The sequence below is a fragment of the Streptomyces sp. NPDC001920 genome (genome assembly GCF_053594495.1).
Window position 1 is genome coordinate 77,509 of the sequence record NZ_JBSFEP010000029.1, and the last position, 22,056, is coordinate 99,564.

Consider the following 22,056-nt stretch of genomic DNA (forward strand, 5'->3'; position numbering starts at 1 on the left):
GATCGCCATGACCCAGCGGACGCGGACGCTCAAAGTCGCAGTCATCGGTGCCGGAAAGATGGGCGCGGACCATGTGCGCCGTATCGACGAGGTCATCAGCGGAGCACGGGTGACGGCCGTCGTGGACGTCGACGCGGAGCGGGCCAAAGCGGTCGCCGCCCGCGTCGACGGCTGCGCCGCCCACACCGACCCCGTCGCGGCCATGGCGGCGGCCGACGTGGACGCGGTGATCATCGCCTCACCGGGACCCGCCCACGAGGCGGCCCTCCTCACGGCCTTCGAGCACGATCTGCCGGTGCTGTGCGAGAAACCCCTCACCCCTGACGCCGCGTCCGCCCTGCGCGTCCTGGCGGCCGAGCAGCGGCTCGGGCACCGCCGGGTCCAGGTCGGCTTCATGCGGCGCTACGACGCGGAGTACATGAAGCTCAAGGCCCTCCTGGAGACGGGCCAGCTGGGCCGCCCCCTGATGCTCCACAACAAGCACCGCAACGTCGCCAGCCCACCCGGCTGGACCAGCGCGATGCTCATCAACGACTCGGTGACCCACGAGATGGACGTGACCCGCTGGCTGCTCGGCCACGAGATCACGGCCGTCACCGTGCTGGCCCCGGCCCCGTCGGGGAACGCGCCGGACGGCATCCGCGATCCGCAGTTCGTGGTCTTCGAGACCGACGGAGGAGCCGTCGTCGACGTCGAGATCTTCGTCAACTGCGGCTTCGGCTACCAGGTCCAGGCCGAGGTCGTCTGCGAACGCGGCACCGCCCGCGTCGGCGACGGCCACGCCATGGTCACCCACGCCGCCGGCCGTTGGGGCGGCATCATCGCCCAGGACTACATCGAGCGGTTCGCCGACGCCTACGACCGTGAGGTGCAGGCATGGGTGGACGCCACCCGGCGCGGCGAGGTCACCGGGCCCAGCGCATGGGACGGGTACGCCGTGGCGGCGGTGTGCGAGGCGGGCGTACGGGCGTTGGAGGACGGCGGCCGGGTCACCGTGGACCTGGTCGAACGACCGGCGCTGTACGCGGTGTGACGGACCGCCGGCCCGACCTGACCGAGGGCCCGCGGTGCGGTGACGGCTGAGGGCCGGGGCACCCGGTCCCCGGCCCTCAGCCGTGTCCGTCGTGCGGTCCGGTCCTCAGCCCGCGAGCGCGGTACGCGGCCGCGGCTCGAAGCCCGCCGCCCGGTAGGACTCGTCGATCAGCGACATCGTCGCCAGCGCGTCGTCCGCGTCCAGGGGAAGGGGCGCGCCCCGGCGTATGTGCGCGGCGAACGCCTCAAGTTGGTACGTGTACGACGAGCGCGTACCCAGCCGCTCCGTCCGCTCGCCCCGCGCCGTGCGCACCACGACCCGGTCGTCCAGGTGCGGCAGCACGAAGTTCGGGGCCAGCGCCTCGCCCCGGGAGCCGACGATCCGGCAGCTCATCTCCACCTCGCCGTACCCCATGTGGCAGCGCGCGGACGCACTCGCCCCACCGGGGAACGCCAGCTCCGCGTCCAGCCACTCGTCGACGCCGCCGGCGCCGGTGCTGCCCCGGAGCCCGTCCGGGTGGACTGCAGTCCCGCTGCGCTCGCCGCCCCGCGCGGAGGCCAGGCGCGGCGCACCGCCCGCCCAGGGCGCGAGCATCCGCACCGCGTGCAGGCTGTAGCAGCCGAGGTCCATCAGGGCGCCACCGGCGAGCGGAAGCGACCAGCGCGGGTCGGTGTCACCGGGCGCGGGGATGGCGACCAGCGTCTCCACCCGCTGCAGTTCGCCGATCTCCCCGCTCGCCAGGATCTCGTGCAGCCGCCGGGTCACCGGGTGGAACAGGTAGTGGAACCCCTCCATGAAGACGGTCCCGGACTTGGCGGCCGCCTCCCGCACCTCGGCCGCCTCCTCGCTGTTGCTCGCCGACGGCTTCTCCGTCAGGACGTGCTTGCCGGCCGCGAGCGCGGCGAGGTTCCACGGCCCGTGCAGACCGTTGGCGAGCGGGTTGTAGACGACCTCCACCTCGGGGTCGGCGACCAGGTCGGCGTAGGAGTCCACCACGCGCTCCACGTCGTGCTCGTCGGCGAACGCCTCGGCACGGGCCCGGTCACGCGCGGCCACCGCGACGAGGCGGTGGCCGCTCGTGCGGGCCGGGCCGACGAGGGAGCTCTCGGTGATGCGTGCGGCGCCCAGCACCCCGATGCGCAGCGGTTCCTGGCCCGAGTCGTTCATCCCCGCCGTACCTCCTCGATCGTCACCGGGCGGTGCTCGTGCAGCGACAGCGTGCACGCCTCCGCGATCCAGCCCGCCTCCAGGGCGTCCTCGATCGTGCAGGGGGAGGGCCGGGTACCCGCCACGACCTCGGTGAACGCGGTGAGTTCGACACGGTAGGCCTCGGTGAAGCGGTCCATGAAGAAGTCGTGCGGGGTGCCGGCCGGGAAGGTCACGCCGGGCTCGACCGAGCGCAGCGGCAGCTTGTCCTCCAGGCCCACGGCGATGGAGTCCTTCAAGCCGTGGATCTCCATGCGCACGTCGTAACCACGGGCGTTGTGGCGGGAGTTGGAGACCACCGCGATCGTTGCGTCGTCCAGGGTCAGGAGCGCGCCGGTGGTGTCGGCGTCACCCGCCTCCCTGATGTAGTCGGCGCCGCGGTTGCCGCCGACGGCGTACACCTCGGTCACCTCGCGGCCGGTCACCCAGCGGATGATGTCGAAGTCGTGCACCGAGCAGTCCCGGAAGATTCCCCCGGAGGCGGCCACGTACGCGGCGGGCGGCGGCGCCGGGTCCAGCGTGGTCGACCGTACGGTGTGCAGCTTGCCCAGCTCACCGGCGTGCACGGCGGCCCGCGCCGCGACGAAACCGGCGTCGAAGCGGCGGTTGTAGCCGATCTGGATCGGCACGTCGCTGCCCTGGACGGCCTTGAGCACCTCGACGCCCTCGCCCATGGTCCTGGCGACGGGCTTCTCGCAGAACACCGGGATGCCGGCCTCGACCCCGGCCAGGATCAGGGCGGGGTGGGCGTCCGTCGCGGCTGCGACGACGACGCCGTCCACGCCGGCCGCCAGCAGGGCCTCCGGCGAGTCCACGACCTCGGCGCCGAAGCGCTCGGCGGCGGCCTTGGCGGCGTCCGCGAACGGGTCGGTGACGACGAGCGAGTCGACCGCGTCGAGGCCGGACAGGGTCTCGGCGTGGAAGGCGCCGATGCGGCCGAGGCCGAGGATTCCGATACGCATGTGCTCCGCTGCTTTCCTTGTGTGTGGTTGCTGTTCGCCGCCGGGGCCGCGCCCCGGACTCCGGTCGCCCTTCGGGGCCCGTCCCCGATCGCCGGACGAGCCCACGTCCTCAGTCCAGACCGCCCAGGACGTTCTGGTCCCAGTCGATCACCGATCCCGTCACCACGCCGGACCGGTCCGACAGCAGGAAGACCACGAAGTCGGCGATCTCGTCGGGTTGCCCCAGCTTGCCCATCGGCAACCGGGCGGCGGCCTCCTCGCGCCAGTCCTCCCCGGCGCCGTGGAAGGTCCGCTGCGTCGCGTCCTCGCCCTCCGTCGCCGTCCAGCCGATGTTCAGGCCGTTGATCCGGATCCGGTCCCAGCGGTGCGCGTGCGCGGCGTTGCGGGTCAGCCCGATGAGGCCGGCCTTGGCGGAGACGTACGGCGCGAGGAACGGCTGCCCGCCGTGCGCCGAGGACGTGATGATGTTGACGACCGTGCCGGGCGCGCCTCGCGTGACCATGTCCTGGACGGCGGCCTGCATGGCGAAGAACGGCGCCTTGAGGTTGATCGCGATGTGCTGGTCGAACAGCTCGGGCGTGGTGTCCAGCAGGGTGCCCCGCGACGTCAGCCCCGCCGAGTTGACCAGGCAGTCGATCCGGCCGTACGCGTCGACGACCTCGGCCACGGCCGCCTTGGCCTGCTCGGCGTCCGACAGGTCGGCCCGCACGAACAGGGCCTTGCCCCCTTCGGAGGCGAGTTCGGCCACCAGCGCCTCCCCGGGCTCGGCGCGCCGCCCGGTGACGGCCACGACCGCCCCCTCGCGGACCGCCGCACGTGCGATCGCCGCGCCGACGCCCTGGCTGCCGCCGTTGACGAGGACGACCTTGTCGTCGAGTAGTGCCATGTCTTTCCGGGTCCTTTCAGCTCTGGCGCCGCTCGGCACCGGCCCGCAGCTCCGCGCGCAGCGCCTCGGGGGTCCACGACTCGCGCAGCGCACGCCGTACGACGTCCGCCTGCGAGGACGGGGCCGACCCGTCGACCGGCGGATCGCTGTCGAGGTTCGTGGGGAAGGGGTAGCCCTCGGCGCTCGCGGCGATCACGTTCCCCAGCCACGCCTCGTCCGCGCCGGCGCCTCGGCGCCCGAGCAGCACCGGGTAGACGGCGTTCACGACCGCCTCGCGGTCCACCGTCTCCATGGCCCGCCCGAACGCGGACGACACCTGGAGCAGGTTCGCCATGCGCCGGACGTGCGCGGAACGGTTGGTGCCGGCGGCGTGGAACAGCGCCGGGTTGAAGAAGGCCGCGTCACCCTTGGCGAGCGGCAGCTGCACGTGGTGGGCGTCGAAGTACGCCTGGAACTCGGGCAGGCGCCAGGCCAGGTAACCGGGCTCGTACGTCTGCGAGTACGGCAGGTACATCGTCGGCCCGGTCTCCACCGGCATGTCGCAGTGCGCGACGGCCCCCTGGAGGGTGAGCGCGGGGGAGAGGGCGTGGACATGGGCCGGGTAGGCCGCCGCGGCCTCGGCGGTCAGGAAACCCAGGTGGTAGTCGCGGTGCGCGGTCTGCGCGGCGCCGCCCGGGTTGACCACGTTCACCTGCGAGGTCACCTGGTAGCCGGGCCCGAGCCAGGCGGTCGAGACCAGAGCCAGGATGTCGTTGGCGTAGTAGTCGGCGAACGCCTCGGCGTCGTGGAGCGCCGCCTTCTCCAGCGCGTTCCACACCCGGTCGTTGGCGCCCGGCCGGGCGAAGTGGTCACCGGCGTTCACGCCCGAGGCGCGCTGCTCGGCGATCAGGGCGTCGAACACGGCGCTGAGCCGGTCGACCACCTCCGAGTCGCAGAAGGCGCCCCGGAAGACGACGACGCCCGGGCCGTCCGTCAGCGCGCGGACCAGTTCGGCCCGTACCGCCCGGGGGTCGGCCGCCCGCAGCCGGTCGCTGTCGTAGACGAGGACGCCTTCCTGTACGGCGCAGGCGTACGGGTGGTCGGCGAGGTCGGTGGTCCGCTCGACCAGCGCACCGAAGGCGGCGAGGTCGCAGTCCTGCTCGGACAGCCACGCACGGCGATGTACGGGGGTGAAGGACATCGGCGTCCTCTCGGTGACAGGGGCGACTCAGTGCTGTCATTCTTGTCAGTACAAACCCCTCGAACAACCAGCAGGCGGCCATCAAAAACCCCTCAGGGCCGCGCCAGGAGCATCCGCATGGGCCACCCCTTCCCGATCCGGGAGATCGCACGTCAGGCAGGTCTGAGCGAGGCCACCGTCGACCGGGTGCTCAACGGCAGGGGAGGGGTGCGCGAGAGCACCGCGCGAGAGGTCCACCAGGCCATCGCCGACCTGGACCGGCAGCGCACCCAGGTCCGGCTGGTGGGCCGCACCTTCATGATCGACATCGTGATGCAGACGCCGGAGCGGTTCTCCACCGCCGTGCGGGCCGCCCTGGAGGCCGAGCTGCCCGCCCTGCACCCCGCCGTGGTGCGCTCGCGCTTCCACTTCCGGGAGACGGGACCGGTGCAGGAGCTGACCAGGACGCTGGAGCGGATAGCCCGGCGCGGTTCGCAGGGCGTGATCCTCAAGGCCCCGGACGTCCCCGAGGTCACCGCCGCCGTCGCCGGGCTCGCCGACGCGGGCATACCGGTGGTGACCCTGGTGACCGACCTGCCGTCCACGCCGCGCCTGGCCTACGTCGGCATCGACAACCGGGCCGCCGGCGCGACGGCCGCGTACCTCGTGGGCCAGTGGCTCGGCGACCGCCCCGGCCATGTCCTGACCAGCCTCAGCAGCGGCTTCTTCCGCAACGAGGAGGAGCGCGAGATGGGCTTCCGCAGCGCCATGCGCGCCCGTCATCCCGAGCGCACCCTGGTCGAACTGACCGAGGGACAGGGACTGGACGCCACCCAGTACGACCTCGTCCGGGCCGCCCTGCAGCGGGACCCGGAGATCCGCGCGGTCTACTCGATCGGCGGCGGCAACATAGCGACGCTGCGAGCCTTCGAGGAACTGGGCCGGCCGTGCGCCGTGTTCGTCGCGCACGACCTCGACCACGACAACACCCGGCTGCTGCGCGAGCACCGCCTGTCCGCCGTGCTCCACCACGACCTGCGTCAGGACATGCGGGAGGCCTGCCACATCGTCATGCGGGCCCACGGCGCGCTGCCGCCCGCCGGGCCCACCCTGCCGTCGGCGATCCAGGTGGTGACGCCGTACAACATGCCCACGCCCATCGGGTGAGTGTCGGGGGCGTCCACCTGGCGTGTACGCCCGCAGGACCGGCTCGGCTCCCTACCGTCGTGCGCATGTGGAAATCGAAGCCGGACGGCAGCCCCGAACGACTGGTGGCGCTCGCCGACGGCGTGTTCGCCATCGCCATCACCCTGCTCGTCCTGGACTTCTACGTGCCCCGGGGACTGGGCGCGGACAAGTATGACGACGCCCTGCACGAACTGATCCCCGTCCTCGGGGCCTACGCGCTCAGCGTGCTGGTGCTCGGCGCCTACTGGCGTCAACACCGCTGGATCTTCGGCTTCGTACGGCAGGTCGACGGACAGGTGATCACGCTCTCCCTCGTCGGCCTGAGCGTGGCCGCCCTGGTGCCCTTCCCGACCAAGCTGATCTCCGAGTACGGCACACACCCCGAGTCGGTGGCCATCTACGCGGCGGCGGTCGCCGCCCTCGGCGCGGCCCACCTCGCACTGCTCCTGCTGCTGGTCCGGCGCCCCTGGCTGCGCGGCGCGGCGAGGCCGCCGGGGGGCTTCCGGCTCTTCGCGCTCGACCTCGCGGCGACGGTGGGGGTTTTCGCGGCCAGCGTCCCGCTCGCCCTCGCCGTCGGCTCCGCGGCCGTGTGGCTCTGGCTGGCCATGGTCCCGGTCAAGGTGGCCCTCGGCCGACGGGCCGACCGGGCCCGCTGACACCGGCCGTCACGCCCCCGCTTCCACCTCCACCCACGCGCCGCTCTGCGCCGACCGCACCATCGCGTCCAGTACGGCGGCGCTGTGCACGGCGTCCTGGAGGGTGGCCCCGTGCGGTGTGCCCTCGGCGATCGAGCGCAGGAAGCGGTACGCCTCGATGACCTTGAGGTCGTCATAGCCCATGGCGTTCGCCGCACCCGGCTGGAAGGCGCCGAACTCACCGGCTCCCGGGCCGACGTACACCGTGCTGACCGGCTGGTCCTGGTACGTCGTGCCACGGCTGACGCCCAGCTCGTTCATCCGGCGGAAGTCCCAGAAGACCGCGCCCTTGGTGCCGTGCACCTCGAAGCCGTAGTTGTTCTGCTCGCCGACGGAGACCCGGCAGGCCTCCAGGACGCCACGCGCGCCGGAGGCGAAGCGCAGCAGGCAGTTGACGTAGTCCTCGTTCTCCACGGGGCCGGGCTCACCGCCGCCGGCCAGGGTGTGGCCCGCGGTGGCGCCGGTGGGGCGGGCACGACTCGGGATGAACACGGCCGTGTCGGCGGTGAGGGAGGTGATGTCGCCGAGCAGGTGGCGGGCGAGGTCGGCGCCGTGCGAGGCGAGGTCGCCCAGGACGCCGCTGCCGCCGCGCTCCTTCTCGTACCGCCAGGTCAGGGCGCCGTCCGGATGCGCCGCGTAGTCGCTGAAGAGCCGGATGCGGACGTGTGTGACGGCGCCGATCTCGCCGGAGGCGATGAGGTCGCGGGCGGCCTCGACGGCGGGCGCGTTGCGGTAGTTGAAGCCGACCGCGCTGCGGACACCGGCCTCGGAGACGGCGTCGGCGACCGCTTGGGCGTCCGCGGCCGTCAGGCCCACCGGCTTCTCGATCCAGATGTGCTTGCCGGCCTCGGCCATCGCCACGCCGATCTCGCGATGCAGGAAGTTCGGCGCGGTGATGCTCACCGCCCGCACCCGCGGGTCGGCGGCCACCTCGCGCCAGTCACGGGTCGTCGAGGCGAACCCGAACTGCGCGGCGGCCTCCTCGGCCCGGCCCGGGACCTCCTCGGCGACGGTGACCAGCTCCGGCCGTACCGCCAGCTGCGGGTAATGGTGCGGGACGCGTGCGTACGCCTGGGTGTGCACCCGGCCCATCCAGCCGAAACCGACGACGGCGACACCGAGTGAATCCACCATGACAGCCCTTCTTTGGACCGGTCCATTTCCTGTCCCGCCCACCTTGGGTTCCGTCTGCCCTGGATGTCAACCCTTTGACAACCCGCACCCGCCCATGGAACGGTCCAGAGCATGAGAGCGCCGACGATCCGTGACGTGGCCGACCGGGCCGGTGTCTCCAAGTCCCTGGTCTCGCTGGTACTGCGCGGCTCCGACCAGGTACGCCCGGAGAAACGGGAGGCCGTCCTGCGGGCCGTTCGCGAGCTCGGCTACCGGCCCAACGCCGCCGCCCGCAGTCTCAGCGAGCAGCGCAGCCGCACGGTCGGCGTTCTGCTGAACGACCTGCGCAACCCCTGGTTCGTCGACATGCTCGACGGCCTCAACTCGCTCCTGCACGACAACGGCCTGCACATGCTGCTCGCCGACGCCCGCCTGAACCGCCGTACCGGCCAGGACCCCGCCGGCCCCTTCCTCGACCTCGGGGTCGACGGGCTGGTCGTGGTCGGCACACTGCCCGACCCGGCCGCGCTCGGAGCGGTGGCCGAGCGGATCCCGGTCGTGCTGGCGGGCTCCCGCGAGCCGGCGCCGCCCGGCGTCGACGTCGTGGCGGGCAACGACGAACACGGTGCCCGGCTGGTAGCCGAGCACCTCATCGGCCTCGGGCACCGCCGCATCGCGCACATCGCGGGATACGGCGCGGTGGGCGAGCTGCGACGCCGCAGTTTCGAGGCGACGATGCGCGAGCGGGGCCTCGCGGACCGGGCGGTGGTCGAGCCCAGTGACATGACCGAGGAGGGCGGCTACCGCACGGCCGTCCGGCTGCTCAGCCGCGCGGACCGGCCCACGGCCGTCTTCGCCGTCAACGACATGGCCGCCATCGGCGCGCTGTCGGCGGCCGGGGAACTGGGGTTGGACGTCCCGCGCGACCTGTCGGTGGTGGGCTGCGACAACACGAGCATCGCCCGGCTGCGGCACGTCTGGCTCACCACGGTCGACAACACCAGCCACGAGGTCGGGCGCCGCGCGGCCCGCTGCCTCCTGGAGCGCTTCGAGGGCGCCGGGGGAGCGGGCCGGGTGCAACTCGCCACGCCCGCCCTGGAGATCCGCGGGTCGACGGCGCCACCGCTCACAGGTTGATCGCGTACGCCTTGCGCAAGGTCTCGTGCACCGTCCACGTCGTACGGTCGCCCTCGCGCAGGACGGCCAGGTCGCCGGGCCCGACGGTCAGCGTCGGCCCGCCCTCGACCTCGATGGTGGCCGACCCGCTGATCACGACGAACAGTTCGTCGGCCTCGGTGTCGGTGACCACGCCGGGAGTGATCTGCCAGATCCCGCGGATCCGGCGCCCGTCCTCCGACTCCCAGACCACCTTCCCGGTCACCTCGGGTGCGCCGGAGACGATCTGCTCGGGTGCCAGGGGCTCGGGTTCGAGTTCGGCGTCGGGGATGTGGACTACGAAGCTGTGCGTCATGCGGTGACCCTAGCCGCGGGGGACGGGCCGAAGACCTGGACACAGTGTGAGGTGTGGGTGCGGGCGAACCGACACTTCGTCGCCGCCCGACATCACCGGCGCCCCGGGCAACGCCCTACCGCCGTCGGCCGAACCTTCGGCACGGACCGGGTACGGCACCCTCCTCGGGCTGCCGGTCGCTCGCCGTGAGCCTGCCCGCCCCGGCAGCGAACAGCAGCCGCTCGGGGCTCCCTGACCACACGTCATATCTGCTCTTCCGTCATTCATATCTAATCGCCCTTCATATGTACGGATGAGCCGAACTGGGTTATACGACGGTCTCGCGTATTGTTGCGTCATATGCCTGCTGTGACGCAGGCGGCTCTCGGTATGCCGGGGGCAGGGGAGTTGACGGGTGAAGGGGGAGCAGGGCGTGTCCGCATTTCTTTCGGTGGTGGCGGTCATCGCGTTCACGGCCACAGCCGGCCTGCCGTGGTGGGTGGTCGCGACCGTGACCCTGCTGATCGCGGGGTTCGCCGCGGGCAGGGGCTGGAGCCCGGGCCGGTGCGCGAAGAACACCTCGGCGTCCGGCCCGGCGGCTCAGCCCGTCTGGTTCTCGGCCGACAAGGGCTCCACCGTTCGGACGGTCCCGGTGCAGGTGCGGGTCCCGCGCCCGGAGGAGCATGCGGAGAAGGTCCGCAGCGGCCGGTAGCCGCTGGCCCACGGGTGGCGCGTGCCGCCTATGAGGTAGGGTTGACCTGCATGATCACGCGGCCCGCCGCGGGGCGTGCAACGGGACGTGGCGCAGCTTGGTAGCGCACTTGACTGGGGGTCAAGGGGTCGCAGGTTCAAATCCTGTCGTCCCGACTGGAGTCTTCTTCGTAGTCGCAGGTCAGGGCCTTGAATCACTTAGGTGAGACGAGGCCCTTGATCGTTTCTGGGGTCTCGTCTCACAATTTCTCACAGGTGCCAGAGCGGCGGTGCTTAGTACTCCAGTGAGATTTCGTGTTCTGAGCTGGCTCTTCTTTGGTAGTGGCATCGTCGGGCGATGGCTTGGTGGTGTCTGCGCCAGTGGGACCACTTCAGGGCATGCAGGCGTCTGTCCTGATGGGGTCGGGGGTGCGGCAGGAGAGAGTCCAGCAGGCGCCGGATCTCTGCCACGGTGAGCGGGACGAGGGCTGATCCGTTTCTGCGGCCCCCTTTGCATCGTCGCCGGTCTGGGCGGCAAGAACGGTGAGGACGGCGTGGGCGAGCATGGCCAGGGTGATGTGCCGATACCAGCCGTAATAGCGGCGGACCTCGTACTGGTCGAGGCCGCACTCGTTCTTCGCAGCCTGGAAGCACTCCTCGATCGCCCAGCGGGAGCCGGCGATCCGGGCCAGTTCGGCGATCTCGATGCCGACGGGTGCGTAGGCCAGGTAGTAGGCGATCTCACCGGGGTCGGACAGGCTGCGGCGGGCCATCACCCACCGGTGGTAGGTCGGCGGGTCGGGGTCGAAGATCAGGTTGGCAGGCAGCTTGGCCGCGGCCCAGTCGTAGATTCGCGGCCCCTTTGCCCCGTCGCCGCAGGACAGCTGCTGCCAGGCATCACAGGGTGCTTCTTTGATGAGCTGATCAATGCGCCAGATCCCGGCCAGGGACTTGATCTGCTGGGATTTCGGCACCGCCACCACGTAGCCGACGCCGAGTTGCTCGAGAAGGCGGCGGAAGTGCCAGTCCTGCCCGTAAGCCTCATCCGCGGTGACCCACTGGGCGGGCAGGCCGGCCGTGAGGCAGCGGCGGATGATGTCCCGGGCCAGTTCGCCCTTGGTCGCAAACTTCCGCTCGTCCGGGATCTTGGCCGCCCGGCAGCGGTCACGGTCGGACGTCCAGGCTTTCGGCAGGTAGAGCTCCCCGGTCCACCAGGGCTCGGCCGGAGCTGGTGGCGTAGGCGGCGAACACCCCGATCTGGCAGTTGTCGATCTTTCCTGAGGTGCCGGTGTACTGCCGGCCGACCCCGGCCGAGGTGGTGCCCTTCTTGATGAACCCGGTGTCGTCGATGATCAGCACCCCGCCGGGGCCAAGCTGTTCGGCGACGTAGTTGCGCACATCATCCCGGACCGCGTCGGCGTCCCACCGGGCGCCGTTGAGCAGGTGCTGCAGGCCCGCCGGGTCGCGGTGGCCGGCCCATTCTGCCAGCTGCCAGCCGTTCTTTCGCTCGACCGGCGCCAGCAGACCAGCACGTAGTCCCGTATCCGCCGCCGTAAATCCGCCCGGGCGAACCGACCTGCCACCCGAGCGAACACCGACTCCAACTCACCCTGCCACTGGTCGACTTCCGCTATCGCCTCCATACACGGACAACGACAACCAGCAGCTCAGGACACGAAATCTCACTGGAGTATTAGACGCCATTTCAGTTGGTGTGATCTTGCGGCAGTCTGGGGTGATGACTGCTGCGCTTGTCGAGCGGATGGCGCCGGAAGAGCTGTGGACGTTGTTCCAGCGAGTGGTCCCGCCGGCGCCGATCCGCCCCCAGGGTGGAGGGCACCGGCGGCGAGGGGACCGCGAGGTGCTGGCTGCCATCATCTTCGTGGCCACCTCAGTCTGCACCTGGAACCAACTGCCACCAGGCTTCGGACTGTCGGGCGTGACGGCCTTCCGCCGGTTCACCGAGTGGACGGAGGCCCAGGTGTGGGCCAAGCTTCACCGCCTGGTCCTCGACGAACTTGGTGCCCGCGGCGATCTGGACTGGTCGCGGTGCGCGATCGACTCCGTCAGCGTCCGTGCCCTCAAAGGGGGCAGCTGACGGGACCGAATCCGACCGACCGCGGCAAGAACGGATCGAATATCCACCTGATCGTCGACCGCCAGGGCCTTCCCCTGTCTGTCGGCATCTCCGCCGCCAACCTCCACGACAGCCAGGCCCTCATCCCGCTGGTCCGCGGCATCCCACCCATCCGCTCGCGTCGCGGCCCGCGACGCCGACGGCCCGCCAAGCTGCACGGTGACAAGGGATACGACTACCACCACCTGCGGCGATGGCTCGCTTCCCGCGGCATCCGGCACCGCCTTGCCCGCAAGGGCATCGAGTCGTCCCAGCGGCTGGGCCGGCACCGCTGGGTGGTCGAGCGGACCGTGTCCTGGCTGTCTGGCTGCCGCCGCCTGCACCGCCGCTACGAGCGCAAGCCGGAACACTTCCTTGCCTTCACAGCCATCGCCGCAACCCTCATATGTCACCGCCGACTGGCCAAGTGAAATGACGTCTTAAGCGCTGTCCCGCAATTGATCTCTGGGTCGGGCTGATGCGGGGCCGGAGGGCGAGCGAGAGCCCGAGGTGGTCGATGCTGCGGTCGGCCGAGGATTTCGAGATGCCGAACAGCGGGGCACGCAGCGTAAAGTTCGTGCGCCAGTAGGCGATCAGCAGCAGCACGCGGTCCTCCAGTGCCAGGCTCCAGGGACGGCCCTTGCGTACCGGATCCGCGCCGCCGTGGCGTAGCGCGGCGATCAGCTTGCGGAAGCAGCGTGGACTCAGCCCGGGGAACGGGATTATCCAGGAGGACTCCGGCGCCGTGATCACACCAACCGCGGCAAGATCGTCTCATCCCTGTCACGTCTCACCGGGGCGTGAGGGAATCCCCGGCTGCCCGTCGCTGACCGGGCCACATGTCGTCATACGCGGCGTCAAAGAACTGCACCTGCGGCCCGCGCAGCGCGGACGCGTCGGCCAGCTCTCCTCGGGCCACCTCTGCAAGGCGGGCGGCATAGCGGTAGGCAGCACCCCGCAGGGGCTCGCTTCTGGCCGAAAGGTCGATCTCCGCGTGCGCGAGCCACAAGTCGTCGACGAGTCGGTCGATCACCGGATCGGCCGCGCTGACGCCGACATGTGGGGACGTGAGCACCGCCTTCTCCACCTGCGACGCAATGCTCAGGAACTTCAGGATCACGTTCTTCAGCTCCGCACGGTGCGCGGCTGACTCCTGTATCTCCAACTGCCGGGTGCTCGCCCGTGACACCAGGTACTGGCCGAACAACGACCCGCCAGCGCCGAGCGCAACACCGGCCAGAGACAACAGCGCCGGCCCCAAGGTTCCCCAAGATCCCATGACGTGAGTTTCTCAACTCGCTGCGGAGAGAGCCGAGCTACCTATGCGCAAGCCGCCCCACAGCGTCCGGTTGCGTTCCATCGAGTACGCACGCGCCCGCGGCATGCGCGGGCAGGGCGAAGAACGACGCGTCCGCTGACAGATCCCGCGAAGGTGACATGAGCCTACGTGAGTTCCTTCCGCATCAACGTGCACATCGTTTCGTAGCGGCGCAACGATCCATCAGGGGCTTGCACGTCCCACGAGTCCGGCTGACGGTCGTACGCCGCATAACCCAGCCTTTCGTATAGCGCGCGTGCCCGGGGGTTGCTTTCCTCCACACCAAGCTCGGCCTGCCGCAGACCGCGGTTCCTGATCCGCTGTTCTGCCGCTTCAACAAGGAACGTGCCGATCCCGCACGACTGCAATGCGGGGTGGACTGCCAGCTGCCACAAAGTGCCGACACCCTCCTTGATCTGGTAGTCGACGCCGCCCTTCGCCACAGGGATGTCCGTTGCAGAACAGACCGCAAGGTAGTCGACCTCGCCGATCCGGACACGTTCCAACTGCTTGGCGACGCTGGCCAGGTGGTGGTCAGACCCTGCCCACCCGCACGACGCCAGGTCCGCACGCACCAAATCACGGGCTGACAGCTTCAACACAACGTTGATCATCTTCAGTACCTCCGGCGAGCCAGCATCCACGCCGATCACACAGGGCGCAAAGCCGTTTCCTCGGCCCCACTCCTCGGGCCACCGCTGCTCAAGCAAGCAGACGAACGCTGCTACTGATAGCGCACGAAGCCAGCCGGAGAGGCCACCGCGAATGGCCGGCAGTTGAGATGATCTTGCTGTGTCTGGTGTGATCACGGCGTCCGAGCCGTCCTGGATAGCCCCGTTCACTGGGCTGAGCCCGCGGCAGTTCGGCAAGCTGGTCACCGCACTGCGGCGCGAAGGTGCGGACCCGGTCCGCAAGGGTCGGCCGTGGAGCCTGCCGCTGCAGGACCGGGTCCTGCTGGTCACCGCGTACTGGCGAACGAACCTGACGCTGCGGCAACTCGCTCCGCTGTTCGGGGTGTCCAAGTCGGCTGCGGACCGGATCGTCGATCAGCTCGGGCCGTTACTGGCACTGCGGCAGCGCAAGCGATTCCGCAGGGAGACCGTGCTGATCGTGGACGGCACCTTGGTTCCCACCCGTGACCACACGGTCGCCGAGCAGTCGAAAAACTACCGGTACTCCACCAACCACCAGGTCGTCATCGACGCCGACAGCCGCCTGGTCGTCGTGGTCGGCCGACCGGTGCCCGGCAACCGCAACGACTGCAAGGCATGGGTGGAATCCGGGGCCAAGGCCGCCGTCGGCAACACCATGACGATCGCCGACGGCGGCTACCCGGGCACCGGCCTCGTGATGCCCCATCGACGCCGCAAAGGCGAAGACCTCCCCGACTGGAAGCAGGCGCACAACAAGTCCCACAAGCAGGTCCGTGCTCGGGGCGAGCACGTCTTCGCCCGGATGAAGACCTGGAAGATCCTGCGCGACTGCCGCCTCAAGGGCGACGGTGTCGAGCGACCTCCCCCCATACCCATTCGAAGATCAGTTACGGGACAAGCCTTAGCTTATCGTATATGGGGCATTCCCCTGAGGTAATTGCCGCCATTGTCTATCTTGCGATGTGATTGCACAGGCTTCCGCCCCCAGACACCCGACACTTTTTTCTCGGTTATTGCCCTGATCTTTTGGGGATCAAATCCTTCCATGACATCCCCATAAGGTCCGAGGGTAGGATCCGGTGCATTGGATGTGCGCATGTCCCGTTGAGCTGCAGCGTCTTGTTCCGAACGCAGCTCTTTCACCTTCCGGAATTTCTTCCCCATATAAACCACCACCACTACGGCGGCACCCTCCAAGGCGAGGCGCTCTCTATTTCCTGATTCCCGCTCATGTGGATTCCCCCGTCTCTTCGCATATGACTGCCCTGTTTTAAGGCCACTATTATAAACCATGCCATAACATGACGCAAGGTGGCAAATGGGACATTCGGTCACCTGGGGGAACCGCGGAGTCCAATGGGGCTAACTAGCGTGAAAAGACTAAGACTTGGGGGGATATTTCAATCAGAAGGGAACCTTGCGGAGGTGTTCATGTGTCGACGGGTGGCAAATCCAAGTGAAACGGAAAAAAAGGAGATCGCAGTAGCTCTTCTCTATGAAAGTAGAGAATGGCGTGTACGTGCGGTTGAACGTATTGAGGTGACAAGCGCAAGCTGGTCAGACCGGCGAAGGTCGACCCAGGCAACTGAGTTGAAGGACCTGGTGTCGAATAATGCCTCAATTAAACCATGGCATACGCATGTGACTTTGTATCTCCCCGTCGGAAACTTTCCCAAAAGCCCACTGCTTGACTTCGATGTAACGGTCGCAGGAGAGCCAGCTTTCGTGTTGCCTAGAGAAGAACAGTCGAAGCTGCATACTTGGTATATTTCATTCTTGGCCTCTCAGGTCGGCGTGGCGATCGATTCGAGTATCACTTCATTGCTAACAGCAATTTTTGCTTTCCCTGCTGGACCATGGCAAAACGTACACCAATCCATGCATGAAGAGTACGAACAGTACGAGCGAGCGACACTAGAGCTTCTGGTCTGGCAATACCTGATGAGCTCATCATCGTGGAACTTCCAAGTATCGCAGGAGATGGTCCAAGATTGGCTCAGCATCATTGATCCCATCCATAAATGGGTGAGCAAGAGTGTCCCATCAAGTATTGACAGCGCCTCGGAAAACCCAGTTCTCGCGTTGCCGGATATCGGGCAAATGTTCGCGAATGAGTTGCAAGTCGCAAGCCTGCTAGGCGATCTGAATAGCCTTCTCTCGTGGGCACGCAACCAGCAAGTCGCCCAGACTAGAAGACTCCTCAAAGCCTATGCTGCCTATGGACGCTACTGGGATATGTTCGTAGAATGCACTATTCCGCTAGACGAGCCTTTCATGATTAAAACGGCTGAAAAGCGAGGATTGCATCTCGGCGAGCCTGGCAAGGTTGCAAACAGCCACAGCAAGCCGTCTCAGTTGAGTCTACAAAAAACATCAAGCCAGCTTGTTGTATTTAATGACGCTATGACGAATCATCTTAACGTCCGCGTAAATGACACGAACGTTGAGCTAGTACCTGACAAAGTCAGAGTTCTTAACGAACGATACGAGCCCGTAGGAGAGGAGCCTGACTTTCAACAAAGCAGCCCAGAGTTGCTCTCTTTTTACAGCGCTGATGAGGGTCGCAAGCATCGAATCTGGGTGGATATCCCCCTGCGACCCAGTGGGCATGCTGCAATCACAAGATGGGTTGTTGTGGTTCTCTCTGCAAGCGCGCTACTAGCATTCATCTTCTTCGTGTACCACTGGTTCGACATGGCAGAAGACAGCAAAATGACAGGACAAGACGTCGCAGTCATTCTTGTACCCTCAGCTATCGCGGCTTCTCTACTTCTTGTGCGAGAGTCGTCGACTCTTGGTGCCGAAATTAATAAAGAGATTTACTATGTAACGTCTCTCATTCTAGTAGGTCTCTGGTTTTTCACGCTAACAATGTACGCGTTTAACAAAATTGACTGGGGTCTATCGCCGCCGGTGCTACCTGACCACATCACACAAAGCCCATCAGTTACGTCAACCGCCACGAGGTGAATGCCATGGCTGAGACTCCGGATCAAAAGGATCGACGCGTTGACAGGGACCTATCAACCGTAGCAAAAATCTTGGCTGGTGCTTACGTAGCGGTGGCTGGCCTCGGCACGTCGGTAGGCCTATCGCAAGATGCACTCCTCGCAGCAGTAAACAATCACCGATGGCTCTACGTATGGATTGCGGTATTCGCGACCCTCGCGGTCGCCCTCAGTATCGTGTCGTTGTTTCAGAACAGTGACAAGAAAGGAAACCGGAAGCAGGCGTGGCTCTTGAGTGTCGGCTTTATCGCGTATCTCATTGCGCTACTTCTCGCAATTTGTGGAGTGGCGTCAACAGCTACAGGTAATGGCCGCCCAAGCATTACTGACCTTTCCGTCAAGCCCAATTCTATGGTCGAAGTGTCTTTTACAGTCCATGCAGTAGGTGTAAAAAAGAAAGACATGATTATTGCCCAGGTTGAAGGTTTCGAAGACAAGAAACCCATCGGAGTCGATCCGCAGTACCGCGCACTGCTACGGCCTGACGATACAGGAGAGGTTAACCAGAAAGTGCACTTCATTTATAAGCGCAGGGAAAAAGAAAACCGTCTCACTATTCGGGTGCGTCCCGATCACGAGGGGATCGACGGCGCAGACTGTCAACCAAGTGAGGCAACAGACAAGCTTGGTTGCGCAACAATCATGTTGCCGCCGCTTCGTTGATAAAGGTATTCCAGCCCTCGCGTGTGCCGACGAGATGCCAAAAGAGCCGGAACCCCCTGCCCGGCGTGCCGAGATACTCGATGCCGAGTCACGCCGGGCGCGCGGTGGCCGTGGTGCGGGTGATCATCCGGGCGGGCGATCACTGAGGCGTCGCCGAGACGCCGTCGCTGTTCCGCTTCGGCGTCGTGCGCCGGCCTGGGCGCTCTGAGCGCCGCGTACACGACCGCGAGGCTGACCGGGCCTTGGCCCGCGCGGTGTCCCGGCGCACGGCAGGCAGCCGGTGCTGGAGCGTACCGGTGGGACGTTCGTGCCGGGAGCGAGTGATCCGGTGCGACCACCCGCAGGGCCGGCGGCGGGGGAGGCCTGCCGCAGCCGTCCGTGAGCAGCCGTCCGTACGGTGACCGGCTCAGCCGAACCGCAGCTCCGCCCACCGGCTGGTCCTGCCGGAGTGCACATGCACACCGCAGCGGGCGGCCAGCGCGGTGACGATGTCGAGGCCGCGGCCGTGCTCGTCGGGGTCGGGAGTGCACAGCGCGGTCGAGGCCGCGGGGCCCATGTCGGTCACCTCGACCCGTACCGCCCTGCCCAGGTCGAGCGGGCCGCGCGAGAGCCTCAGCGTCGCCGGGGGAAGGGCATGGACGATCGCGTTCGTGAGCAGCTCCGAGACCACCAGCAGGACGTCGTCGGCGAAGTCCGCCGCGAGGTTCCAGTCGGCGAGGACCGCACGTATACGCCGACGTACGCCCGAGACGGCACCCGGTGCGTGCGGCAGCGAAAAGACGTGCTCGGCTTCCCCGCGAGGCGCGGCGGCGAGCTGCGCAGTTGTCATGTTTCCTCCTCCTGGGGAAGCCCTGTCGGCCACCGACCGGGCCGTCAAGGAACGCTAAAGACGAAAATGCGGGCGGTCAACGAACATAGGTCGGCATTACCGAACGACAGTCCCGAACCGGAAGATCCCGGACTACCATCGCCTCATGGCCGGCCCAGTCCAGTCGATAGAGCGGGCGGCGGCGATCCTGCGCCTGCTCGCCGGTGGATCCCGTCGGCTCGGGCTGGGAGAGGTGGCCTCCTCGCTGGGCCTCGCCAAGGGCACCGCCCACGGAATCCTGCGCACGCTTCAGCACGTGGACTTCGTCGAGCAGGACCCCACGACCGGAAAGTACCAGCTCGGGGCGGCTCTGCTGCACCTCGGTACCAGCTACCTGGACGTCAACGAACTGCGTTCGCGCTCGATCAACTGGGCCGACGCCCTGGCCGCCCGCAGCGGGGAGGCGGTCCGCCTGGGCACGCCCCTGGAGGGCAAGGTGCTCGTCATCCACCATGTCTTCCGGCCGGACGACACCCTCCAGACCCTGGACGTCGGCGCGCTGCTGCCGCTGCACGCCTCCTCGCTCGGCAAGGTCCTGCTGGCCTACGGAGCCACCCCCCTCGACCCCCTCCTGGAGGGCGAACCGGAGGCGTACACCCGGCACACCCTGGTCCACCCGGAGCAGCTCACCCGGGCGCTCGGCGAGATACGGGACCTCGGCTGGGGCGCCGAGGTGCAGGAGATGAGCATGGGCGAAGCGGGGATCGCCGCGCCGATCCGGGGACAGGGCGGCCTGGTGGTCGGCTCGATCGGGGTGTCCGGCGCCGTCGAACGGATCTGCGACACCAAAGGCCGGCCCCTGCCGGCCCTGATCACCGTGCTGCGCGAGGCGGCACGCGCGATCTCCAGAGACCTGGGCGCGGCCCGCTGGTAGGGCACCGGGACCTCCGCGACACATCGGAAGGCAGGTCGATCATGGTTGAGCGGTATGTGATGTCCATCGACCAGGGCACCACCTCCACCCGATGCATCCTGTTCGACCACGGCGGACGACTGGCGGCGGTCGCCCAGCGCGAGCACCAGCAGTACTTCCCCCGGCCGGGCTGGGTCGAGCACGACGCCGTCGAGATCTGGCGCAACCTCCAGCGCGTCGTACCCGAGGCGCTGTCCAACGCAGGGATCGACGCCGGGCAGATCTCCGCCATCGGGATCGCCAACCAGCGGGAGACGTCGGTGCTCTGGGACCCGCGGACCGGGGTCCCCCTCGGGCATGCGATCGTCTGGCAGGACACGCGCACCGCCCAGCTCGTCGACGAGCTGAGGACGGAACCGGGGGACGCGTTCTTCCTCGACCACTGCTGCCTGCCGCCGTCGACCTACTTCTCCGCGCCGCGGATCCGCTGGCTGTTCGACCATGTCGACGGCCTCGAACGCCGCGCCCGCGACGGTGAGCTGCTGTTCGGCACCATCGAGAGCTGGCTGATCTGGAACCTCACCGGAGGTACGGACGGCGGCCTGCACATCACCGACGCCACCAACGCCAGCCGCACCATGCTGATGGACATCCGTACGCTGACCTGGGACGAGGCGCTGATGGACTTCTTCGGGGTGCCGCGCTCGATGCTGCCGGAGATCCGCCCCTCCGTGGAGAGCTACGGCGAGGCCCGCGCACTGCTGCACGGCGTGCCCATCACGGCCGCCCTCGGTGATCAGCAGGCGGCCCTGTTCGGTCAGACGTGCTTCTCGCCGGGCGAAGCGAAGTGCACCTACGGCACCGGCAGCTTCCTGGTGATGAACACCGGAAACGACCTCGTACGCTCCGAGCACGGGCTCCTCACCACGGTCGCGTACAAGATCGCGGGTCAGCCGACCGTCTACGCCCTGGAAGGCCCGATCGCCGTCACCGGCTCGCTGGTGCAGTGGTTCCGCGACCGGCTCGGCCTGATCCACAGCGCTCCCGAGATCGAGACGCTCGCGCGTACCGTCGAGGACAACGGTGGCTGCTACATCGTCCCCGCGTTCTCCGGGCTGTTCGCCCCGCACTGGCGCAGTGACGCCCGCGGCGTCATCGTCGGCCTCACCTCGTACATCACCAAGGGGCACCTGGCCCGGGCCGTCCTGGAGGCCACCGGCTGGCAGACCCGGGAGGTCGTCGACGCCATGAACGCCGACTCCGCGCTCGCCCTGAAGCAGCTCAAGGTGGACGGCGGCATGACCTCGGACCACCTCCTCATGCAGATCCTGGCCGACGTCCTCGACGTGCCCGTGGTACGGCCGCTCGTCCACGAGACGGTGTCACTGGGCGCGGCGTACGCGGCCGGACTCGCGGCCGGTTACTGGCCGGATCTGCAGGTCCTGCGGCGCAACTGGCACATGGCCGCCCAGTGGCTCCCGGACATGGACCCCGAACGGCGGGAGTGGGAGTACGCCTCCTGGAAGCGAGCCGTCGAGCGGTCCCTGGGGTGGATCCAGTCGCCGGGCCGCCAGTGACCACCCCTCGCGAACCGCCCCTCACGGTCCCGCAGTTCAGCGGGTGACCAGCAGCCCCCGCCCGCGCAGCACTCGCCGTTCCAGCGGGCTGAAGACCAGCAGGTCGATGGCGATGCCGACGAGCAGGATGAGGAAGATGGCCAGGAAGACCTGCGGCATGCTGCTGTTGTTGCGGCCGTTCTCCAGCAACTGGCCGAGTCCGACGCCGAGATCGGGCGAGGAGGCGATGATCTCGGCCGCCATCAGCGAGCGCCAGGAGAAGGCCCACCCCTGCTTCAGGCCCGCGAGGTACCCCGGGAGGGCTCCCGGCATCACGATGTGCCGGGCCTCGCGCAGTCCGGTGGCGCCGAGGGTGCGTCCGGCCCGCAGGAAGAGCGGGGGGATCTGGTCGATGCCCGCGACCAGGCCGTTGGCGATGGACGGGACGGCGCCGAGCAGGATCACGGCGTACATCATCGAGTTGTTCAGACCCAGCCAGAGCACGGCGGGCGGCACCCAGGCCACCGACGGCAGCGACTGCAGGCCGGAGAGGATGGGGCCGAGCGCTGCCCGGACGAACCTCACCCGGGCGACCAGCAGTCCGAGCGGCGTACCGATGGCGAGGGCCATGAGGAAGCC

21 protein-coding genes, 1 tRNA gene and 2 pseudogenes are annotated in these 22,056 nt (G+C 68.0%); 12 read left to right on the forward strand and 12 right to left on the reverse strand.

What is annotated here, in order from left to right; translation table 11 throughout:
• Nucleotides 1-7 precede the first annotated feature (7 nt).
• The gene (locus tag ACWCPI_RS35645) at nucleotides 8-1,033 is read left to right on the forward strand and encodes a Gfo/Idh/MocA family protein (RefSeq protein ID WP_451042104.1); all 1,026 of its coding nucleotides are present in this window, start codon (nucleotides 8-10) and stop codon (nucleotides 1,031-1,033) included.
• A 105-nt stretch (nucleotides 1,034-1,138) separates the two neighbouring features.
• Here ACWCPI_RS35645 and ACWCPI_RS35650 read toward each other — a convergent pair whose 3' ends face one another.
• The 4 genes from ACWCPI_RS35650 to ACWCPI_RS35665 form a co-directional block, all read right to left on the reverse strand.
• Nucleotides 1,139-2,200 (reverse strand): Gfo/Idh/MocA family protein, encoded by a 1,062-nt coding sequence (locus ACWCPI_RS35650; RefSeq protein WP_451042105.1) that lies wholly within the window; start codon nucleotides 2,198-2,200, stop codon nucleotides 1,139-1,141.
• Nucleotides 2,197-3,201: a Gfo/Idh/MocA family protein gene (locus ACWCPI_RS35655; protein WP_451042106.1), complete on the reverse strand. Its 1,005-nt coding sequence runs from the start codon at nucleotides 3,199-3,201 to the stop codon at nucleotides 2,197-2,199. Before ACWCPI_RS35655 ends, ACWCPI_RS35650 begins: the two co-directional genes overlap by 4 nt.
• A gap of 109 nt (nucleotides 3,202-3,310) precedes the next feature.
• Nucleotides 3,311-4,087 carry an SDR family oxidoreductase gene (locus ACWCPI_RS35660; protein ID WP_451042107.1) on the reverse strand — a complete coding sequence of 259 codons (777 nt, stop codon included), beginning with the start codon at nucleotides 4,085-4,087 and terminating at the stop codon, nucleotides 3,311-3,313.
• Between the two features lie 16 nt (nucleotides 4,088-4,103).
• Nucleotides 4,104-5,267 carry a phytanoyl-CoA dioxygenase family protein gene (locus tag ACWCPI_RS35665; protein ID WP_451042108.1) on the reverse strand — a complete coding sequence of 388 codons (1,164 nt, stop codon included), beginning with the start codon at nucleotides 5,265-5,267 and terminating at the stop codon, nucleotides 4,104-4,106.
• A gap of 117 nt (nucleotides 5,268-5,384) precedes the next feature.
• Here ACWCPI_RS35665 and ACWCPI_RS35670 point away from each other — a divergent pair, with 117 nt between their 5' ends.
• Together ACWCPI_RS35670 and ACWCPI_RS35675 are read left to right on the forward strand one after the other, a co-directional pair.
• The gene (locus ACWCPI_RS35670) at nucleotides 5,385-6,413 is read left to right on the forward strand and encodes a LacI family DNA-binding transcriptional regulator (RefSeq protein WP_451042109.1); all 1,029 of its coding nucleotides are present in this window, start codon (nucleotides 5,385-5,387) and stop codon (nucleotides 6,411-6,413) included.
• Nucleotides 6,414-6,478: 65 nt separating this feature from the next.
• The gene (locus tag ACWCPI_RS35675; RefSeq protein WP_451042110.1) at nucleotides 6,479-7,090 is read left to right on the forward strand and encodes a TMEM175 family protein; all 612 of its coding nucleotides are present in this window, start codon (nucleotides 6,479-6,481) and stop codon (nucleotides 7,088-7,090) included.
• 9 nt (nucleotides 7,091-7,099) lie between these two features.
• Here the strand turns inward: ACWCPI_RS35675 and ACWCPI_RS35680 are convergent, their stop codons facing one another.
• On the reverse strand, nucleotides 7,100-8,263 hold the full coding sequence (locus tag ACWCPI_RS35680; protein WP_451042111.1) for a Gfo/Idh/MocA family protein: 1,164 nt from the start codon (nucleotides 8,261-8,263) through the stop codon (nucleotides 7,100-7,102).
• Between the two features lie 111 nt (nucleotides 8,264-8,374).
• Here ACWCPI_RS35680 and ACWCPI_RS35685 point away from each other — a divergent pair, with 111 nt between their 5' ends.
• Nucleotides 8,375-9,379: a LacI family DNA-binding transcriptional regulator gene (locus ACWCPI_RS35685; protein ID WP_451042112.1), complete on the forward strand. Its 1,005-nt coding sequence runs from the start codon at nucleotides 8,375-8,377 to the stop codon at nucleotides 9,377-9,379.
• Here ACWCPI_RS35685 and ACWCPI_RS35690 read toward each other — a convergent pair.
• Nucleotides 9,369-9,713: a cupin domain-containing protein gene (locus ACWCPI_RS35690; protein ID WP_451042113.1), complete on the reverse strand. Its 345-nt coding sequence runs from the start codon at nucleotides 9,711-9,713 to the stop codon at nucleotides 9,369-9,371. The two genes, ACWCPI_RS35685 and ACWCPI_RS35690, sit on opposite strands and share 11 nt — an antisense overlap.
• 412 nt (nucleotides 9,714-10,125) lie before the next feature.
• On the opposite strand from ACWCPI_RS35690, the gene ACWCPI_RS35695 reads away from it, so the two are divergent.
• Both ACWCPI_RS35695 and ACWCPI_RS35700 read left to right on the forward strand, forming a co-directional pair.
• Nucleotides 10,126-10,404 (forward strand): hypothetical protein, encoded by a 279-nt coding sequence (locus ACWCPI_RS35695; protein ID WP_451042114.1) that lies wholly within the window; start codon nucleotides 10,126-10,128, stop codon nucleotides 10,402-10,404.
• Nucleotides 10,405-10,485: 81 nt separating this feature from the next.
• Nucleotides 10,486-10,559 (forward strand) — tRNA-Pro (locus ACWCPI_RS35700).
• Between the two features lie 215 nt (nucleotides 10,560-10,774).
• On the opposite strand, the pseudogene ACWCPI_RS35705 reads toward ACWCPI_RS35700, so the two are convergent.
• Nucleotides 10,775-12,025, reverse strand: a pseudogene (locus tag ACWCPI_RS35705) (IS701 family transposase).
• A gap of 95 nt (nucleotides 12,026-12,120) precedes the next feature.
• On the opposite strand from ACWCPI_RS35705, the gene ACWCPI_RS35710 reads away from it, so the two are divergent.
• A protein-coding gene (locus tag ACWCPI_RS35710; RefSeq protein ID WP_451042115.1) for an IS5 family transposase occupies nucleotides 12,121-12,929 on the forward strand; the annotation gives its coding sequence in 2 pieces (ribosomal slippage) (nucleotides 12,121-12,468 and nucleotides 12,471-12,929; 807 coding nt in all).
• 49 nt (nucleotides 12,930-12,978) lie between these two features.
• Here the strand turns inward: ACWCPI_RS35710 and ACWCPI_RS35715 are convergent.
• From ACWCPI_RS35715 to ACWCPI_RS35725, 3 genes and pseudogenes are all read right to left on the reverse strand, one after another.
• A pseudogene (locus tag ACWCPI_RS35715) lies at nucleotides 12,979-13,251 on the reverse strand (transposase family protein); the annotation flags it as partial.
• Between the two features lie 37 nt (nucleotides 13,252-13,288).
• Nucleotides 13,289-13,777, reverse strand: a complete 489-nt coding sequence (locus ACWCPI_RS35720) for a hypothetical protein (protein WP_240501441.1) — start codon at nucleotides 13,775-13,777, stop codon at nucleotides 13,289-13,291.
• A gap of 164 nt (nucleotides 13,778-13,941) precedes the next feature.
• Entirely contained in the window at nucleotides 13,942-14,430 is a 489-nt protein-coding gene (locus ACWCPI_RS35725; RefSeq protein ID WP_451042128.1) for a GNAT family N-acetyltransferase, read from the reverse strand.
• Between the two features lie 178 nt (nucleotides 14,431-14,608).
• On the opposite strand from ACWCPI_RS35725, the gene ACWCPI_RS35730 reads away from it, so the two are divergent.
• The 3 genes from ACWCPI_RS35730 to ACWCPI_RS35740 all read left to right on the forward strand — a co-directional run bounded on the left by ACWCPI_RS35730 (nucleotide 14,609) and on the right by ACWCPI_RS35740 (nucleotide 18,140).
• Nucleotides 14,609-15,406: a transposase gene (locus tag ACWCPI_RS35730; protein ID WP_451042116.1), complete on the forward strand. Its 798-nt coding sequence runs from the start codon at nucleotides 14,609-14,611 to the stop codon at nucleotides 15,404-15,406.
• 506 nt (nucleotides 15,407-15,912) lie between these two features.
• Nucleotides 15,913-17,439: a hypothetical protein gene (locus ACWCPI_RS35735; RefSeq protein ID WP_451042117.1), complete on the forward strand. Its 1,527-nt coding sequence runs from the start codon at nucleotides 15,913-15,915 to the stop codon at nucleotides 17,437-17,439.
• Between the two features lie 5 nt (nucleotides 17,440-17,444).
• Complete coding sequence (locus ACWCPI_RS35740) at nucleotides 17,445-18,140, forward strand: hypothetical protein (protein WP_451042118.1); 696 nt, start codon at nucleotides 17,445-17,447, stop codon at nucleotides 18,138-18,140.
• A 406-nt stretch (nucleotides 18,141-18,546) separates the two neighbouring features.
• Here ACWCPI_RS35740 and ACWCPI_RS35745 read toward each other — a convergent pair whose 3' ends face one another.
• On the reverse strand, nucleotides 18,547-18,969 hold the full coding sequence (locus ACWCPI_RS35745; protein ID WP_451042119.1) for an ATP-binding protein: 423 nt from the start codon (nucleotides 18,967-18,969) through the stop codon (nucleotides 18,547-18,549).
• A 145-nt stretch (nucleotides 18,970-19,114) separates the two neighbouring features.
• On the opposite strand from ACWCPI_RS35745, the gene ACWCPI_RS35750 reads away from it, so the two are divergent.
• The gene (locus ACWCPI_RS35750; protein WP_388806067.1) at nucleotides 19,115-19,882 is read left to right on the forward strand and encodes an IclR family transcriptional regulator; all 768 of its coding nucleotides are present in this window, start codon (nucleotides 19,115-19,117) and stop codon (nucleotides 19,880-19,882) included.
• Between the two features lie 41 nt (nucleotides 19,883-19,923).
• Nucleotides 19,924-21,438: a glycerol kinase GlpK gene (glpK, locus tag ACWCPI_RS35755; RefSeq protein WP_451042120.1), complete on the forward strand. Its 1,515-nt coding sequence runs from the start codon at nucleotides 19,924-19,926 to the stop codon at nucleotides 21,436-21,438.
• Between the two features lie 36 nt (nucleotides 21,439-21,474).
• On the opposite strand, the gene ACWCPI_RS35760 is transcribed toward glpK, so the two are convergent.
• The coding region (locus tag ACWCPI_RS35760) for an ABC transporter permease (protein WP_451042121.1) at nucleotides 21,475-22,056 on the reverse strand (582 nt) is incomplete at its 5' end.

Excerpts from the sequence above, each read along its gene's own strand:
- ACWCPI_RS35645 (WP_451042104.1), top strand. The coding sequence starts at position 8 with ATGACCCAGCGGACGCGGACGCTCAAAGTCGCAGTCATCGGTGCCGGA.
- ACWCPI_RS35650 (WP_451042105.1), bottom strand. The coding sequence starts at position 2,200 with ATGAACGACTCGGGCCAGGAACCGCTGCGCATCGGGGTGCTGGGCGCC.
- ACWCPI_RS35655 (WP_451042106.1), bottom strand. The coding sequence starts at position 3,201 with ATGCGTATCGGAATCCTCGGCCTCGGCCGCATCGGCGCCTTCCACGCC.
- ACWCPI_RS35660 (WP_451042107.1), bottom strand. The coding sequence starts at position 4,087 with ATGGCACTACTCGACGACAAGGTCGTCCTCGTCAACGGCGGCAGCCAG.
- ACWCPI_RS35665 (WP_451042108.1), bottom strand. The coding sequence starts at position 5,267 with ATGTCCTTCACCCCCGTACATCGCCGTGCGTGGCTGTCCGAGCAGGAC.
- ACWCPI_RS35670 (WP_451042109.1), top strand. The coding sequence starts at position 5,385 with ATGGGCCACCCCTTCCCGATCCGGGAGATCGCACGTCAGGCAGGTCTG.
- ACWCPI_RS35675 (WP_451042110.1), top strand. The coding sequence starts at position 6,479 with ATGTGGAAATCGAAGCCGGACGGCAGCCCCGAACGACTGGTGGCGCTC.
- ACWCPI_RS35680 (WP_451042111.1), bottom strand. The coding sequence starts at position 8,263 with ATGGTGGATTCACTCGGTGTCGCCGTCGTCGGTTTCGGCTGGATGGGC.
- ACWCPI_RS35685 (WP_451042112.1), top strand. The coding sequence starts at position 8,375 with ATGAGAGCGCCGACGATCCGTGACGTGGCCGACCGGGCCGGTGTCTCC.
- ACWCPI_RS35690 (WP_451042113.1), bottom strand. The coding sequence starts at position 9,713 with ATGACGCACAGCTTCGTAGTCCACATCCCCGACGCCGAACTCGAACCC.
- ACWCPI_RS35720 (WP_240501441.1), bottom strand. The coding sequence starts at position 13,777 with ATGGGATCTTGGGGAACCTTGGGGCCGGCGCTGTTGTCTCTGGCCGGT.
- ACWCPI_RS35725 (WP_451042128.1), bottom strand. The coding sequence starts at position 14,430 with ATGATCAACGTTGTGTTGAAGCTGTCAGCCCGTGATTTGGTGCGTGCG.
- ACWCPI_RS35740 (WP_451042118.1), top strand. The coding sequence starts at position 17,445 with ATGGCTGAGACTCCGGATCAAAAGGATCGACGCGTTGACAGGGACCTA.
- ACWCPI_RS35745 (WP_451042119.1), bottom strand. The coding sequence starts at position 18,969 with ATGACAACTGCGCAGCTCGCCGCCGCGCCTCGCGGGGAAGCCGAGCAC.
- ACWCPI_RS35750 (WP_388806067.1), top strand. The coding sequence starts at position 19,115 with ATGGCCGGCCCAGTCCAGTCGATAGAGCGGGCGGCGGCGATCCTGCGC.
- glpK (WP_451042120.1), top strand. The coding sequence starts at position 19,924 with ATGGTTGAGCGGTATGTGATGTCCATCGACCAGGGCACCACCTCCACC.